Origin of the sequence: Dokdonella immobilis, assembly GCF_900115085.1 — a bacterium.
Taxonomy (GTDB): domain Bacteria; phylum Pseudomonadota; class Gammaproteobacteria; order Xanthomonadales; family Rhodanobacteraceae; genus Dokdonella; species Dokdonella immobilis.
Window position 1 is genome coordinate 17,264 of the sequence record NZ_FOVF01000023.1, and the last position, 15,067, is coordinate 32,330.

At 66.0% G+C, this 15,067-nt stretch carries 15 protein-coding genes; 6 read left to right on the top strand and 9 right to left on the bottom strand.

What is annotated here, in order from left to right:
• Position 1: 1 nt before the first annotated feature.
• The 3 genes from BM125_RS14105 to BM125_RS14115 all read right to left on the bottom strand — a co-directional run bounded on the left by BM125_RS14105 (position 2) and on the right by BM125_RS14115 (position 3,712).
• The gene (locus BM125_RS14105; protein WP_092409091.1) at positions 2-1,609 is read right to left on the bottom strand and encodes a carboxyl transferase domain-containing protein; all 1,608 of its coding nucleotides are present in this window, start codon (positions 1,607-1,609) and stop codon (positions 2-4) included.
• 418 nt (positions 1,610-2,027) lie between these two features.
• Entirely contained in the window at positions 2,028-2,381 is a 354-nt protein-coding gene (locus BM125_RS14110) for a hypothetical protein (protein WP_092409093.1), read from the bottom strand.
• Positions 2,382-2,533: 152 nt separating this feature from the next.
• Positions 2,534-3,712: a thiolase family protein gene (locus BM125_RS14115; RefSeq protein ID WP_092409095.1), complete on the bottom strand. Its 1,179-nt coding sequence runs from the start codon at positions 3,710-3,712 to the stop codon at positions 2,534-2,536.
• 277 nt (positions 3,713-3,989) lie between these two features.
• Between BM125_RS14115 and BM125_RS14120 the strand changes: the two genes are divergently transcribed.
• A complete protein-coding gene (locus BM125_RS14120) occupies positions 3,990-5,261 on the top strand; it encodes a winged helix-turn-helix domain-containing protein (RefSeq protein ID WP_092409097.1) in 1,272 nt (423 codons plus the stop codon).
• An 83-nt stretch (positions 5,262-5,344) separates the two neighbouring features.
• Positions 5,345-6,277: an MBL fold metallo-hydrolase gene (locus tag BM125_RS14125; protein ID WP_092409099.1), complete on the top strand. Its 933-nt coding sequence runs from the start codon at positions 5,345-5,347 to the stop codon at positions 6,275-6,277.
• Positions 6,278-6,355: 78 nt separating this feature from the next.
• Here BM125_RS14125 and BM125_RS14130 read toward each other — a convergent pair whose 3' ends face one another.
• Positions 6,356-7,240: a PhzF family phenazine biosynthesis protein gene (locus tag BM125_RS14130; protein WP_092409101.1), complete on the bottom strand. Its 885-nt coding sequence runs from the start codon at positions 7,238-7,240 to the stop codon at positions 6,356-6,358.
• Positions 7,241-7,451: 211 nt separating this feature from the next.
• On the opposite strand from BM125_RS14130, the gene BM125_RS14135 reads away from it, so the two are divergent.
• Both BM125_RS14135 and BM125_RS14140 read left to right on the top strand, forming a co-directional pair.
• The gene (locus BM125_RS14135) at positions 7,452-8,123 is read left to right on the top strand and encodes a glutathione S-transferase (protein WP_092409183.1); all 672 of its coding nucleotides are present in this window, start codon (positions 7,452-7,454) and stop codon (positions 8,121-8,123) included.
• A 34-nt stretch (positions 8,124-8,157) separates the two neighbouring features.
• Positions 8,158-9,252 (top strand): GGDEF domain-containing protein, encoded by a 1,095-nt coding sequence (locus BM125_RS14140; RefSeq protein ID WP_092409103.1) that lies wholly within the window; start codon positions 8,158-8,160, stop codon positions 9,250-9,252.
• 59 nt (positions 9,253-9,311) lie between these two features.
• On the opposite strand, the gene BM125_RS14145 is transcribed toward BM125_RS14140, so the two are convergent.
• The 4 genes from BM125_RS14145 to BM125_RS14160 all read right to left on the bottom strand — a co-directional run bounded on the left by BM125_RS14145 (position 9,312) and on the right by BM125_RS14160 (position 12,025).
• A complete protein-coding gene (locus BM125_RS14145) occupies positions 9,312-9,875 on the bottom strand; it encodes a DUF4199 domain-containing protein (protein ID WP_092409104.1) in 564 nt (187 codons plus the stop codon).
• A gap of 107 nt (positions 9,876-9,982) precedes the next feature.
• Positions 9,983-10,396, bottom strand: coding sequence for a response regulator transcription factor (locus BM125_RS14150; RefSeq protein WP_092409106.1), 414 nt, complete (start codon positions 10,394-10,396; stop codon positions 9,983-9,985).
• A gap of 155 nt (positions 10,397-10,551) precedes the next feature.
• Positions 10,552-10,872 (bottom strand): YkgJ family cysteine cluster protein, encoded by a 321-nt coding sequence (locus tag BM125_RS14155; RefSeq protein WP_092409108.1) that lies wholly within the window; start codon positions 10,870-10,872, stop codon positions 10,552-10,554.
• A 1-nt stretch (position 10,873) separates the two neighbouring features.
• Entirely contained in the window at positions 10,874-12,025 is a 1,152-nt protein-coding gene (locus BM125_RS14160) for an NAD-dependent epimerase/dehydratase family protein (RefSeq protein WP_092409110.1), read from the bottom strand.
• A gap of 201 nt (positions 12,026-12,226) precedes the next feature.
• Here BM125_RS14160 and BM125_RS14165 point away from each other — a divergent pair, with 201 nt between their 5' ends.
• A complete protein-coding gene (locus BM125_RS14165; RefSeq protein WP_092409112.1) occupies positions 12,227-14,116 on the top strand; it encodes an ATP-binding cassette domain-containing protein in 1,890 nt (629 codons plus the stop codon).
• 49 nt (positions 14,117-14,165) lie between these two features.
• Here BM125_RS14165 and BM125_RS14170 read toward each other — a convergent pair whose 3' ends face one another.
• Positions 14,166-14,471 (bottom strand): hypothetical protein, encoded by a 306-nt coding sequence (locus BM125_RS14170; RefSeq protein ID WP_092409114.1) that lies wholly within the window; start codon positions 14,469-14,471, stop codon positions 14,166-14,168.
• Positions 14,472-14,581: 110 nt separating this feature from the next.
• On the opposite strand from BM125_RS14170, the gene BM125_RS14175 reads away from it, so the two are divergent.
• Positions 14,582-15,064 carry a glutathione peroxidase gene (locus BM125_RS14175; RefSeq protein ID WP_092409116.1) on the top strand — a complete coding sequence of 161 codons (483 nt, stop codon included), beginning with the start codon at positions 14,582-14,584 and terminating at the stop codon, positions 15,062-15,064.
• Positions 15,065-15,067 lie beyond the last annotated feature (3 nt).

The window sequence follows — 15,067 nt, forward strand, 5'->3', positions numbered from 1 at the left end:
CCTACATGCGGAAGACGCCGAACCGCCCCGCTTCGATCGGCGCATTGAGCGAGGCCGAGATTGCAAGTCCAAGCACGCGGCGCGTATCGATCGGATCGATGACGCCGTCATCCCAGAGCCGTGCGCTGGCATAGTAGGGATGGCCCTGGTGTTCGTACTGTTCGCGGATCGGCGCCTTGAAGCCAGCCTCTTCCTCGGCCGACCAGGTCTTGCCCGCCGCTTCGAGGCCATCCCGCTTGACCGTGGCGAGCACGCTGGCGGCCTGCTCGCCGCCCATCACGCTGATCCGTGAATTCGGCCACATCCAGAGAAAGCGCGCACCATAGGCACGACCACACATCGCGTAGTTGCCGGCACCGAAGCTGCCGCCAATGACGACGGTGAATTTCGGCACGTGCGAGCAGGCCACGGCGGTCACCATCTTTGCGCCATCCTTGGCGATGCCGGCGTTCTCGTACTTGCGCCCGACCATGAAGCCGGTGATGTTCTGCAGGAATACCAGCGGAACGTTGCGCTGGTTGCAGAGTTCGATGAAGTGCGCGCCCTTCAGTGCCGACTCGGCGAACAGGATGCCGTTGTTGGCGACGATGCCGACCGGGTAGCCGTGGATGTGGGCAAACCCGGTAACCAGGGTCTTCGCGTAGCGGGCCTTGAATTCACTGAATTCCGAACCGTCGACGATGCGTGCGATCAGCTCGCGGATGTCGAACGGGATGCGCGTCTCGCGCGGCACGATGCCGTAGATTTCCTCGGCGGCATAGGCCGGCTCACGTGGTTCGATGACCGCCAGCGGCACCGCCTTGGTGCGGTTGAGGTTGCCGACCAGATCGCGGGCGATGTTCAGGGCATGCGTATCGTTCTCGGCGAAATGATCGGCGACGCCCGAGATCGCGGTGTGCACGTCGGCTCCGCCGAGCGATTCCGCATCGACCACTTCGCCCGTCGCCGCCTTGACCAGCGGCGGACCACCGAGAAAGATCGTACCCTGGTCCTTGACGATGATCGTTTCATCGCTCATGGCCGGCACGTAGGCGCCACCGGCGGTGCAGGAGCCCATGACCACGGCGATCTGGGCGATTCCCAGCGCGCTCATGCGTGCCTGGTTGTAGAAGATGCGTCCGAAGTGCTCGCGGTCCGGGAAGACCTCGTCCTGCAGCGGCAGGAACGCGCCACCGGAGTCGACCAGATAAATGCAGGGAAGGCGATTCTCGAGCGCGACTTCCTGGGCGCGCAGATGCTTCTTCACCGTCATCGGGAAATAGGTGCCGCCCTTGACCGTCGCATCGTTGGCGACGACGAGGACTTCCTGGCCCCTGACCCGGCCGATGCCCGTTATCAGGCCCGCGCACGGTGCCGCCTCGTCGTACATGCCGTGGGCCGCCAGTGGCGACAGTTCGAGAAATGGCGATCCGGGATCGAGCAGGGCGCGGATGCGTTCGCGCGGCAGCAACTTGCCGCGCTCGGTGTGCTTGTTGCGCGCCTTCTCGCCGCCACCGAGCGAGGTCTTCATCAGCTCATGCCGAAGGTCTTCGACGAGACCGCGCAGATGCGCGTCATTGGCCGCAAAGTCGGGAGAGCGTGGATCGATCAGCGAGTGGATACGGGGCATGGGCGAGCGATACTGGCAACGGCAGAGGATGTGATCAGAGCACAGCCGGCCGCGCCATGCCAAGCTAGGGAGGCTCTGAACAAGTGGCGCAATCGTCATGGCGTTCAGAAGGCTCGCCACAGGTGCTGCGTGGCGAAGTGAAGGCTGGTTGCCTTGACGAGCCGCGCGGTGCCTGTGGCGAGCCTTCTGGACGCCACCCTTGTTCCATCGGATCAATCGCTTGGGCGACACCTGCCTGCGCGCAGCTCTTTGTTGCGCCGCCTTGAAAGACGGCCAGTCTGTCTGCGTCGGCGCGTCGCGATCTGCACGCAGGCAGGCGTCGTGACGGTTGTGCCACTTGTTCAGAACCTCCCTAGCGCCGCGAAAACGAAACCGGCCGCACAGGGCGGCCGGTTCAGCACGGCGTGGAAAGCCGAAATCAATGCTTTTCGGCGTCGTCCTTCTTTTCTTCCGCGGCTTCCTTCATCTTGTCTGCAGCGTTGTCCATCGCTTCGCTGGCGTCCTTCGCCGTGTCGGCGGCCGCCTGGGTGGCGTTGGCCGCAGCGTCCATGGTTTTGGCGGCGGCAGTATCGACAGCTGCGCTAGTCGCTTCGGCTGCCTGCTTGGCGGCCGCGGCTGCGTCGTCGGCGGCCTTCTGCGTTGCGGCAGCGGCTTCCATGGCAGCCTTGTTGGCGGCATCGGTGGCTTCCTGTGCGCTCTTCTGTGCGTCGTTGCCGCAGGCGCCCAGTGCCAGTGTCAAAGCCGAAGCCAGAAGAATCCGGTTGAATTTCATGATGTCCCCTCGAATTGATAGCGGCGTTTCAGGGTGGTCGGAGCATTGCCCGCCGCGTTGGCAACTTCCGTGACCGGGCACGTGGAGGCCTGGCTTTTCCGGTTGGACCATGGACGGGGTGAGGATACGTCCATGGCCCGCGAGCTTCTAGATTACGCCAGTTCGATGGCAATCGCAGTGGCTTCACCGCCGCCGATGCACAGCGAGGCCACGCCGCGCTTGCCGCCGTGCTTGCGCAAGGCATTGATCAGGGTGACCACCAGGCGCGCCCCCGAGGCGCCGATCGGATGGCCGAGCGCGCAGGCGCCGCCATGCACGTTGATCTTGGCGTGCGGGATACCGAGTTCGCGGATCGGCGCCATGGCCACGACCGCAAACGCCTCGTTGATTTCGTAGAGGTCGACCTCGTCGGCCTTCCAGCCGACCTGCCCGAGAAGTTTCTTGATCGCGCCCACCGGCGCCGTGGTGAACCATTCCGGTTCCTGCGAGAGGGTCGCGTGGCCGACGATGCGGGCCAGCGGCTTGAGCCCGCGCTTGCCGGCTTCCTCGGCGGACATCACGATGGTCGCCGCCGCGCCGTCGGAAATGCTGGATGAACTGGCCGCCGTGACCGTACCGTTCTCCTTGCGGAAGGCGGGCTTCAGGGTCGGAATCTTGGCGATGTCGGACTTGCCGGGCTGCTCGTCGGTGGCGAATTCCGCGTCGCCCTTGCGCGTCTTGACCGTGACCGGAACGATTTCATCGGCGAAGGCGCCCGAAGCGATGGCGGCCTGGGCGCGCTTGACCGATTCGGTGGCGAAGGCGTCCTGTTCGGCGCGGGTGAAACCGTATTTGTCGGCCGTGGCTTCGGCGAAAACGCCCATGGACTGGCCGTCGTAGGGGTTGGTCAGGCCGTCCCAGGCCATGTGATCGACCGCCTCGAAGCCGCCGTAACGGTTGCCGGTGCGCGAATTCGGCAGCAAGTGCGGTGCGTTGGTCATCGATTCCATGCCGCCGGCGACGATGACACTGGCTGATCCGGCCTTGATGAGGTCATGGGCCAGCATGATCGCCTTCATGCCGGAGCCGCAGACCTTGTTGATCGTCGTACAGCCGGTCGACTTGGGCAGGCCGGCGGCGAGGGACGCCTGGCGCGCGGGCGCCTGACCGAGGTTGGCTGGCAGCACGCAGCCCATGATGACTTCGGACACGTCGGCCGCCGGCACGCCGGACTGTTCGAGTGCGGCCTTGATCGCGGTAGCCCCGAGGGTGGGGGTCGGTACACCAGTGAACTGGCCGAGGAATGAACCGATGGCGGTGCGCTTGGCGCCGACGATGACGATGCCGGACATGGACGTTCTCCGTTGAGGTTTGGCGGGCCGAAACAGGCGCCTCGGCACAGGTTATTGCCCAATTATTGCACGACGTCCGTTGTCAGGCGGAAACCTGGATTGAGGGCGCTGCTTCCTGCTCGTCAGATGCGGGCGGCCTTAGCGGGGTACAAGCCGACCCCAAGGTTGGGTTGCCGACCTTTCCTGGCGGACCAAACCTGCCGCCGGCGCGGTGGGACGTCGATGATGGCCCGGGCAGCCCATTGCCCGGCGCACACCGGGTCTGCATCATCGAGGCATGAAGGATCCCCTCACGACGCCCGTGCGACTGAGTCTCCAGCAGGCCCGCAACCTGCACCTCGAGGCCCAGGGCCTCCTCGGCAAGCCGGCGTCGGGCGCCAGCCGCAAGCGCCTGCTGGCCGCCATCGAGCGCATGCAACTGCTGCAGATCGACACCATCCATGTGGTTGCGCGCAGCCCCTACCTCGTGCTCTTTTCGCGCCTCGGCGCCTATCCGCCGGACTGGCTTGGCGAGGCCCTGGAGCGCGGCGAGATCTTCGAATGCTGGTCACACGAGGCCTGCTTCGTGCCGAGTTCGGCGTATTCCCTGCACCGTGCGCACCGCGAGCAGGGCGGGCGGGTCGGTCATTGGGCCGACAAGCACGCGGCCCGCGCCCATGATGCCCAGCGCGCCGGCATGGATGCGGTGCTCGAACAGATCCGTCGGCACGGTCCGGCCAGGGCTTCCGATTTTGAGGCCACGCAGCGGCCACAGACCGGCTGGTGGGGCTGGAAGGACGAGAAGCGCTGGCTCGAGGCCCTGTTCGCGCGCGGCGAGCTGATGGTGGCTCGCCGCGAACGGTTCCAGCGCGTCTACGACCTCAGCGAGCGGGTACTTGCACGCATGTCTCAGGTCGCGGATTTCGGGTCGGCGCCGGCTGATGTCGCCCGTTCCTTGCTCCTGAGTACGGTCAAGGCGCTCGGAATCACCCAGGCGAGGTGGATCGCCGACTACTACCGCAGCGGGCGCAGGCACAAGGACAGCGAACTGGCGCCCCTGGTCGAATCGGGTGCGCTGATCCGGGTCGACGTCGACGGCTGGGACGATCCGGCCTACGTCCATCCCGATCACGCCCAGGCACTGTCGAAGGCGGCTGCCGGCCGCTTGCGTGCGACCCATGCCACGCTGCTGTCGCCGTTCGATCCGGTGGTCTGGGATCGCGCGCGCGCCAGCGTGATGTTCGGCTTCGACTACACCATCGAGTGCTATGTGCCGGAGGCCAAACGCCGCTTCGGCTATTTCGTGCTGCCGATCCTCGATCGCGGTCGGCTGGTCGGTCGCCTCGATGCCAAGGCGCATCGTGCGCAAGGCCGCTTCGAGGTCAAATGCATCCACCTCGAGGCGGGAGTCAGGGTCGACGACGATCGGCTTGCCGCGATCGCCCGCGCCATCCAGGCCTGTGCTGACTGGCACGGGACGTGCGAAGTGCAGATCCGGCGCAGCGATCCGCGCGCGCTTGCCGCCGACCTGCGCGAAGCGCTGCGGACGGCACGCGAAACGACCTCCTGAGGGCGAGCGCCGGTGTCCGCGTTTCGCTTCGGGGCCCGCTCTGCGATCATGGGCGACCCTCCGCGAACAGCATCGTCCCCTGCATGGATTTCGAACACGGCATTACCGCCATCGACACCGGGTTCCATCGCCCGCGATTCGATGCCAGCCACCTGATCGTCGAGGACGGCCGCGCGGCCTTCATCGATGTCGGTACCAACTATTCGATACCGGGACTGCTGGCCGAACTCGAAACCAAAGGTGTGCGCCGCGAGGACGTCGACCATGTCATCGTCACCCATGTCCACCTCGACCATGCGGGCGGGGCGGGCGAAATCATGCGTCAGTTGCCGAATGCGCGGCTGGCCGTGCATCCGCGCGGTGCTCCGCACATGATCAATCCGGCGCGTCTGGTCGCCAGCGCATCCTCCGTCTACGGCGCCGAGGAGGTGCAGCGGACCTACGGCGAACTGGTGCCGGTGCCTGCCGAGCGTGTCGTCGAGATCCGCGACGAGACCGTGATCGACCTTGCCGGCCGGCCCTTGCGCTGCCTCGATACGCCCGGCCATGCGCGCCATCATTTCAGTGTCTGGGACGCGCGCAGCCAGGCTTTTTTCCCGGGTGACACGTTCGGTCTTTCGTATCGCGAATTCGACACCGAAAAGGGCGCCTTCATCCTGCCGACGACGACGCCGGTGCAGTTCGATCCGGTTGCCCTCAAGGGCTCGATCGCGCGCATGCTGCTGCTCCGCCCGCAGGCGATGTTCCTGACCCACTACAGCCGGGTCGCCGATGTCGAACGCCTCGCCCGTGACTTGTTCGAACAGATCGATGCGATGGTGGCCATCGCCGAATCGATGCACGGCCAGCCCGAGCGCCACGAGCGGATCAAGGAGGGCCTCGCTGCCCTGTATGTCGAACGTGCGCTTGCACACGGTTGCGCGATGGACGAAGCGCGCATCCGCGAGCTGCTGGCGTCGGATATCGAACTGAACGCGCAGGGACTCGAGATCTGGCTCGAACACGGCCGTCGGTGAACATTCGCAAGTCGCGAGTCCTGCCTGCAATGGCCTGGTCACTGCTACCTCGCCACCACCACGATGGATCGACTCCGGTCAGCGGCAGGGCCAGTCGACCTCGCCTTCGATCACGGTCTGGGTCTGGCCACCGACCCAGACCGCAGCATCCGCATCGATGCGGATGTCGAGCCGCGCATCATGGCCAATTTCACGACCCTGGCTGACCGTGTAACCGCGGGCAAGCGGGCCGTCCGGCTCCGCGGCGGCGATATAGGCCGCAACCAGCCCGTTGGCCGCGCCCGAAGCGGGGTCCTCGACGATGCCGACCCCGGCCGGAAAGGCGCGCAGGGCAATGTCGTAACCCGGATCGCTGCTGCGCGCGAACACGCATAGCCCCAGGCTGTCGCTGTCGAGCGCGATCTTCTTGATCGCCGCGTGATCGGGATGCCAGGCGCGCAACGCCCATTCCTCGGCGAATTCAGCCAGCCACCAGCGACGTCCGCCTTCGACGAAAGCCGGCGGCAATGCGCCGAGCCGGATCTTGCTCAGTGTCGTTCCGAGCAGGCTCCTGCTGTCGACGCCGGTCTTGAGGACCGAGGCCTTCGGCGCCTGGATCGAGAGTCGGCGCTCGCTTGCCTGGCCTTCGACGCGGATCGGCAACAGCCCGGCCTGGCACTCCTGGATCAGCACGCCGTCGTGCGCGCCGGCGAATCCCGATTGCAGCGCGACATGTGCGCTGCCGATCGACGGATGGCCGGCGAAGGCGATCTCGCGCGTCGGCGTGAAGATGCGCAGGCGATAGCTCGCTGCCGGCGTGGACGGGCTCAGCAGGAATGTCGTTTCGACGATGTTCGTCCAGGCAGCGAACGCCTGCATGGCCGAATCGCTCCAGTCATCGGCGCCGACCACGACGCCAAGCGGATTACCTCCACCGGGGCGGTGGGTGAAGACATCGAGCTGGAAGTAGCGATTGGCGGGCATCGGCAAGATTGACCATGGACGTGGCGGGGAAAGTCGTGCATCGGGCAGCTTGCGTCAAGCAGTCGAGGGTAGCGTGCGCCGGCGCGCACATGCGACGTTCCGGTGTAGGCTTCTCCCGCCACGCAACACGGTCCAAGCTTGCCACGTCCATGCGCGGAGAGGCATGACCTGGTGCCGCAGCTGGCAAACCTCCGGTCACAAGGCGCTCTCCATGATCACGGTCCATCATCTGAACAATTCGCGCTCGCAGCGCGTGCTCTGGCTGCTCGAGGAGCTCCAGCTCGACTACGAGGTGGTCCGCTACGAGCGCGACGAAAAGACCATGCTGGCCCCGCCGGCCTTGCGCAGGATCCATCCGCTCGGCAAGTCGCCGGTGATCAGCGACGGTGACATCACGGTGGCCGAATCGGGTGCGATCATCGAGTACCTGGTCGATGGCCCCGGCCATGGCCAACTCAAGCCGAAGCAAGGTACTGCCGAGCAGCGGCGCTACACCTACTGGCTGCACTATGCCGAAGGTTCGGCGATGCCGCCCTTGCTGATGAGCCTGGTGTTCGCGCGGATTCCGAAGCAGCCAATGCCGTTCTTCGTGCGCCCGATCGCGCGCGGCATTGCCGACAAGGTGCTGACCCACTTCATCAATCCACAGTTGAAGGTCCACCAGGACTTCCTCGAAAGCGAGCTGAGGGACCGGGACTGGTTCGCCGGCAGGCATTTCACCGCGGCGGATATCCAGATGAGTTTTCCGGTCGAGGCCCTGGCCGCGCGTGGCGGGCTCAAGAAGGGCAAGGGCAGGCTCGGTGCCTGGCTCGAGCGCATCCACGATCGGCCGGCCTATCAACGTGCCCTGCTGAGGGGCGGTCCTTACGCGCTGATGAGCTAGGCCGGCGCGAGCCGCCTTGCAAGGGAGCCGACGCTTGCCGACAACCGAGGAATTCTGGCCGGGCCTGGCGGCGGTCATGCTCAACGGGCTCGCCCTGTTGCTTGCGCTCGGTTTTCGGCGCAACCGGGCGGTCATGGTGCTGGTCGTCATGACCTGCGCCGCACTGGCCCTGGCCGGCGTGGCTGCGGGCGCTGGCGGTGAACGCGGCCTCGATGCCATGCGCATGTTCGCGCCGTGGCTGCTGCTGGCAATCGCGGCGATGCCCGAACGCCGGCTGCTGGCCCGCCGCAACCTGGCCGTGATCGGCCTGCTGGCGACCGCGACATGGCTGACCCTGGCCGCGCCGGCGCATGTCTGGCCGGAGCTCCGCGACGCGTTCCCGTTTGGCTGGTTGCCCATGGACCGCGGACTGGTGGCCGCCGGCATCGTGCTGCTCGCGGCGGCCGTTTGCCTCGCCCGATGGGTGGTCCGGCGCACGGTCATGGAGTTCGCCATGGGCCTGGTGCTGATCGTGGTCGGCATCGCGCAGTTGCCGGTGATGCGCGCCGATGGTGCCAGCAGCCTGTTCTGCCTGGCGGCCATGGTCGCCCTGGTCGCGATCCTGCACGCGTCCTACCGCATGGCCTTCGTCGACGGACTCGCCGGTTTGCCGAACCGGCGTGCGCTGGACGAGACGCTGGCACGCCTGTCCGGCGACTATGCCGTGGCCATGGTCGATGTCGACCATTTCAAGACCTTCAACGACCGTCATGGCCACGCGGCAGGTGATCGCGCCCTGAAGGCGGTAGCGGAACAACTCAGGGCGACTCGCGGCGCCACTGCATTTCGCTACGGCGGCGAGGAGTTCTGCCTGTTGTTCACCGGTGCCCGCAGCCGCTCCGCGAGACAGGCCTGCGAGGAACTGCGCAAGCGCATCGCGGCGATGCGGATTCGCGTGCGTGCCGCGCCGCGCGGCAACGGGCGCAAGGCTGGGGCGCGCCCGGGCGCCGGAGAGGTCAAGGTCACGGTCAGCATCGGCCTGGCCGAGCGCGATACCCGCGCGCGCGGGTCCGACGAAGCGCTCAAGGCGGCCGACAAGGCCCTGTACAAGGCCAAGGGCGCCGGACGCAATTGCGTCAGACTGGGCTGAAACCGCCCGCACTGCAGGCGGCACAGCGGCTCTCGGCCCCTGCGCACCTTCAGCGGCGGTTAGCGCGCCACCTGACCGGCATCTCCCTTGCGACGAGTCGCCGGCAGGAACCGGCTGTTGCAGAGCAGGGCTGCCGAGACCAGCGAGACCAGGACACCGACCGGGAAGATCTCGGCGAAGGTCATCGGCATCCGGAACAGCGGGTTGGCGTAGTCGACGGCGAGTGTCTGCATTTCCGCGCTGAGCGCGGCGATGGCCTCGGCACTTGCGCCCTTGGCCTGTTCTTCGGCGATCATGGCCTGGCTGTAGGCGCCGATGAAATCGATGTCGGTCGCGGCCATGAAGGCTTCCCAGGCCAGCATGTAGATCAGGCCGGCAATGAAACTGATGCCGAGCCCGATGCCGAGGGCCGGCCAGAAGCGGATCACGCCGCCGCGCTCGACATCACGCTGGCGCTTGATCGCGATGAAGATCGTGCTGAACGCCACCAGCATGGTCAGATAGCCGACCAGCATGCCCCAGCTCGGCGGCACCTGGTCCTTGCCGGCAATGCTCATGAATGAGATCGGCAGGCCGGCGACCACGCCCGCGATCAGCCCGTACTTCAGGATCGACTTGCCCATGCAGGTTCTCCGGTTGGGTCGTGTCGGGCGCCATTGGTGGCCGGATCGGTGCCCGGATCAATCGCCCGAAAGGGTGATCGGGCGCGAATCACCCGAAAAACCATGGCTCAGGAGACGATACCGAGTTCGCGGGCCCGGTGGATCGCTTCGGTCCGCCGCCTTGCACCGAGCTTTTCGAACAGCCGGGTCACGTGGGTCTTCACGGTATTTGGCGAGACCTCGAGGCGCCGGGCGATCTCCTTGTTCGAATAGCCGGCAGCCAGTTCCCGCAGTACCTCCAGCTCGCGTGGACTGATGCCGAGGGCGGCCCTGGCCTGCGGATTGCCATCGTCCGGCAACTCGCCATGGCGCCCGAACAGGCGTGCGCCGAGGACCACGCCGAGGGCCAGAAAGGCCGCGGCGATGAGCAGCACATAGATGTCCTCCCAGTGCGCGCGTGCGAGGCGCTGGTAGTCGAGCCATTGCAGCGCGGCGGTTCCGGCCGCGAGCATAGCGCCGTAGAGTACGAGTCGCCATCGCATGATTCGCCATTTCCTCCCCGAGCGTGCGCCGCGGTCGCCCGTCGGCCGCGGGCTGCGCTGTCAGGGACAAGAATAGCGTCGAACGCGGCCGACGGCATTTCCTGTCCGCACGGCAACGCGGACCGTTGTCGTGGGAAGGCGAGGGTGGAGGGTGCTCAGATGACGGCGATAGCCAGCCGGCGGTCGTTGTCGCGCACGCTGCGGCAATCGCCGCCACCCATGGCGAAATCCCGGCAGACTTGCGGACGCAGGCCGTAGATCGTGCAGCGCATCGTTTCGCGGTCGAGTGCCGTGCACCAGCCGTCGTCGCGACGGCGCATCACGTCCATGCCGTATTCGTCCTGGTCGACGAAGTAGGCCGGGGTCGGATCGTCGGCCATGACGTAGACCGTCAGCCGGCAGCAGACCGCCTCGCAATGGCTGCAGAGGATGGTCGGATCGATGCGGTCGTCGTCGCTGGCGGATGCGTCGTCCATTTCATCCCGGGGTTGCGGCCGCCTTGCTCTTCCAGGCGGCCAGTACTTCGGCTTCGCGTTGCGCACTTAGCCCGGCGCCGAGCTTGGCCTGGCGCTCGGCGGGAAGCGTGCGGAACCATGCCAGTGTATCGCCGGCGGTGGTCGCCAGGGAGCGGAAGCTCAGGCCGGCTTCGAGCGCGCGCGCGATGCTGCGCGAGGCGAACCCCGCCGAATCGCCCTGGGCCGGAATCCAGACCGGCAGGTCCGACCACGGTGCGATCTTCTGTTCCTCGAGAAACCGCGTCGGTACCCAGTTCAGGTGCGCACCGGCGGTGTTCGTCGCGCGGATGCCGTAGAGCATCGCCGCCGTGCTCATCGAATAGTCGGGCCCGGTCGCATTGAACGTACCGAAACGGCGCGTCTCGACCAGGCGGATCATCCATTCGGCGAGATCGCGTGCGTCGATGAACTGGACCGGGTCGGAGCCATCGCCCGGCGCCAGCACCTCGCCGCCGCGGGCCAGGCGCAGCGGCCAGTAGCTGAAACGATCGGTCGGATCGCCGGGTCCGACGATCAGGCCGGGACGCACGATCGTCGTGATATCCGGAAACCATTGGACGGCCTCGCGTTCGCAGGCAGCCTTGAGCGGGCCGTACAGGCGCATGTCGGCCAGCATCGACTCGCGGGTTTCCTTCATGACGTCCTTGCCGGCATATTTTTCGAGCGCGGCACTTTCGTCCGCGCCCGGCTTGCTGTTGTCCGCATACACCGAGATGGTCGAAACGAAAACGTACTGGCCGACCTTGCCCTTGAGCACCTTGCCGGCATCGCGGACCCAGTAGGGCGTGCTGGTCGGATTGTCGATGCAGACATCCCACTCCCGGCCCTTGAGCGCGTCCAGCGCCCCTGTCGAACGATCGCCGCGCAAATGCTCGACCGCTGCCGGCAGATCAGCTTCGCGCTGGCCTCGATTGAATACGGTGACCTGGTGGCCGCGCGCCAGGGCATGCCGGACCTGGTGCGGACCAATGAAACCGGTACCGCCCAGGATGAGGATGCGCAGGGGCTTGCCGCCTTGCGTCGGCGGCCCGGCAGAGAATGCCCGGCTCGCGGTCAGTCCCATGGCGCCGGCAAGGGCACCCAACTTGATAAGATTGCGACGGCTGATCGACATGGCTCGCTTTCCGAAGTCCGATGGCTGAGGAGGGGCTCGTCAATCGCGCACGGCCACAGCCGGCCCGGCGCGGAATGTCGGCGCAGGGTGGCGTAAAACCGGCACCGGCATACAGTGCCATCGGTCCTGCCCGACCTGCTGGCCGGACGGCTACCGGACATCGCTCATCCATCGAATCCACCTTTACTTTTCCGGTACCCCATGGCCCTCATCGAAATCCGCAAACTCGACTACAGCGTCGGTGGTCCGCTCCTGCTCGAGGGCGTGGAATTCAGTCTCGAGCCACGCGAGCGCGTCTGCGTGGTCGGTCGCAACGGCGCCGGCAAGTCGACCCTGCTCAAGTTGATCGACCGCGAGATCCGGCCCGATGACGGCGAGGTCCGGGTCAGTCCGGGCGTGGTCGTCGCGCGCCTGGCCCAGGAGGTGCCGCAGGGTACCGCGGGCACCATCTTCGACGTGGTCGCTGGCGCCCTCGGCGACATCGGTGTGTTGCTGGCCGAATACCATCATCTGAGCCATCACCTTGTCGACGAGGCCGCGATGCGGGCGCTGTCCGCGGTGCAGGCCCGCATCGAGGCGGCCAATGGCTGGGATCTCGACCGTCGCGTGACCCAGGTGCTTAGCCGGCTCGAATTGCCCGAAGAGGATGAATTCGCCTCGCTCTCGGGCGGCATGAAGCGACGCGTCCTGCTCGCGCGGGCGCTGGTCCTCGACCCGGACGTGCTGTTGCTCGACGAGCCGACCAACCATCTCGACATCGAGGCGATCGCCTGGCTCGAGGATTTCCTGCGCAATTTCGCCGGCAGCGTGATCTTCATCACCCACGATCGGCGCTTCGTGCGTTCGCTGGCGACACGCATCATCGAAATCGATCGTGGCGCCCTGACCAGTTGGCCCGGCGACTACGAGAACTACCTGCGCCGTCGCGAGGAACGCCTGCACGCGGAAGCACAGGCGAATGCGCTGTTCGACAAGAAGCTGGCCCAGGAGGAGGTCTGGATCCGCCAGGGCATCAAGGCACGCCGAACCCGCGACGAAGGCCGCGTGCGCCGGCTTGAAGCGATGCGCCGCGAACGCAGCGAGCGACGCAACCAGGCCGGTAACGTGCGCATGCTGGCCGGTTCGGCGCAGAACTCGGGACGCAAGGTCATCGAGGCCAAGGACGTCAGCTATGGCTATCCGGGGCGCACGCTGATTGCCGGATTCTCGACCGTGGTCATGCGCGGCGACCGTATCGGCCTGATCGGCCCGAACGGATCGGGCAAGACGACCCTGCTGCGCCTCATGCTCGGCCAACTCGAGCCGCAGGCGGGCGAGGTGCGCCTTGGCACCCAGCTTGAGATCGCCTACTTCGACCAGCACCGGACCCAGCTTCGCGAGGACATGAGCGCCCTCGACAATGTCGCCGACGGCCGTGAATTCATCGAGATCAACGGCGCGCGCAAGCATGCGATCGGCTACCTGCAGGATTTCCTGTTCACGCCGGAACGTGCGCGCGCGCCGATTTCCGCGCTTTCGGGTGGCGAGCGCAACCGCTTGCTGCTGGCCCGCCTGTTCGCCAAACCCTCGAACCTGCTGGTCATGGACGAACCGACCAACGATCTCGACGTCGAGACGCTGGAACTGCTCGAGGAGCTGCTGGTCGATTATCCGGGCACCCTGCTGCTGGTTTCGCACGATCGCGAATTCCTCGACAACGTCGTTACCAGCACGCTTGCCCTCGAGGGCGAGGGCCGGGTCGGCGAATATGTCGGCGGCTACGCGGAATGGTTGCGCCAGCGTCCGCAGGCGGTTTCGATGCGGCCTCGCAACGAGGCCGATGCGGCCAGGGCCGCGCCGCTCGCGCCGGTGCCGGCGAAGCGCAAGCTAAGCTACAAGGAAATGCGCGAACTCGAGAGTCTACCCGCGACGATCGAGGCCCTCGAAGCGCGGATCGGTGAGCTGACCACGGCCATGAACGATCCGGCATTCTTCAGGCAGGACGCCCAGGCCATCGTCTCGGCCAATGAGGTCATGGCAACGGTCCAGGCCGAGCTCGACGCCGCCTATGCGCGCTGGCAGTCGCTCGAAGCGAGCGCGGCAGGAAGTTGAGGCGTCGTCATTCCGTCGACGCCTTCGCCCCGGACTTCAATTCCAACGCTCAGGGCAGGGCAACCCAGCGCTCGTACTCGCGCCGCGAGACCTTGTCGTCGCGATTGCTGTCTGCCAGACGGAAATCATTGGCCAGTAGGCGATAAGCATTGGCTTCGGAAGAATCGACGAAGCCGTCGCCATTGGCGTCGAGCTGGGCGAAATCCGGTGCCGGGCCGGAAGGCGTATAGCCGGTTCCCGCACTGCGGATGATCAGCAGGCCGTCATCGCTGCGGTAGGTGTTGTCGTCCTGGGCCATGGCCGGGGCACCCAGGATCAGTCCGAGCAGTGCGAAAGAGCGGGCGATGCGTTTCATGGCGCTTTCTCCGGGTGGGTGCAGACCGTTGATTCTCGCCTCCTCGCATTAACCTTGCCGGAACGACCGGTTGCTGTAGGCTGATTGCCCGATTACACGCCGAGGTGCCCATGACGACCGCCTACGATTTTTCCGCCTGCGACATCGACGGCAACGAACAGCCGCTTTCGAAATACAAGGGCGAAGCCCTGCTGATCGTCAACGTGGCGTCGAAGTGCGGGTTCACCCCGCAGTACACCGGCCTCGAAGCGCTGCACAAGGAATACCACGACAAGGGCTTCGAGGTCCTCGGGTTTCCTTGCGACCAGTTCGGCCACCAGGAGCCCGGCGACGAGGCCGAGATCAAGAATTTCTGTTCGCTGACCTATGACGTCACATTCCCGATGTTCGCCAAGGTCGAGGTCAACGGCAGCGGCGCGCACCCGCTCTATGACTGGTTGAAGAAGGAAAAATCGGGAATGCTCGGGATCGGCGCGATCAAGTGGAACTTCACCAAGTTCCTGGTCGATCGCGATGGCAATGTGGTCAAACGCTATGCACCGACCGACAAGCCCGAAGCGATTGCCAAGGACGTGGCCAGACTTCTCGGCTGAGTT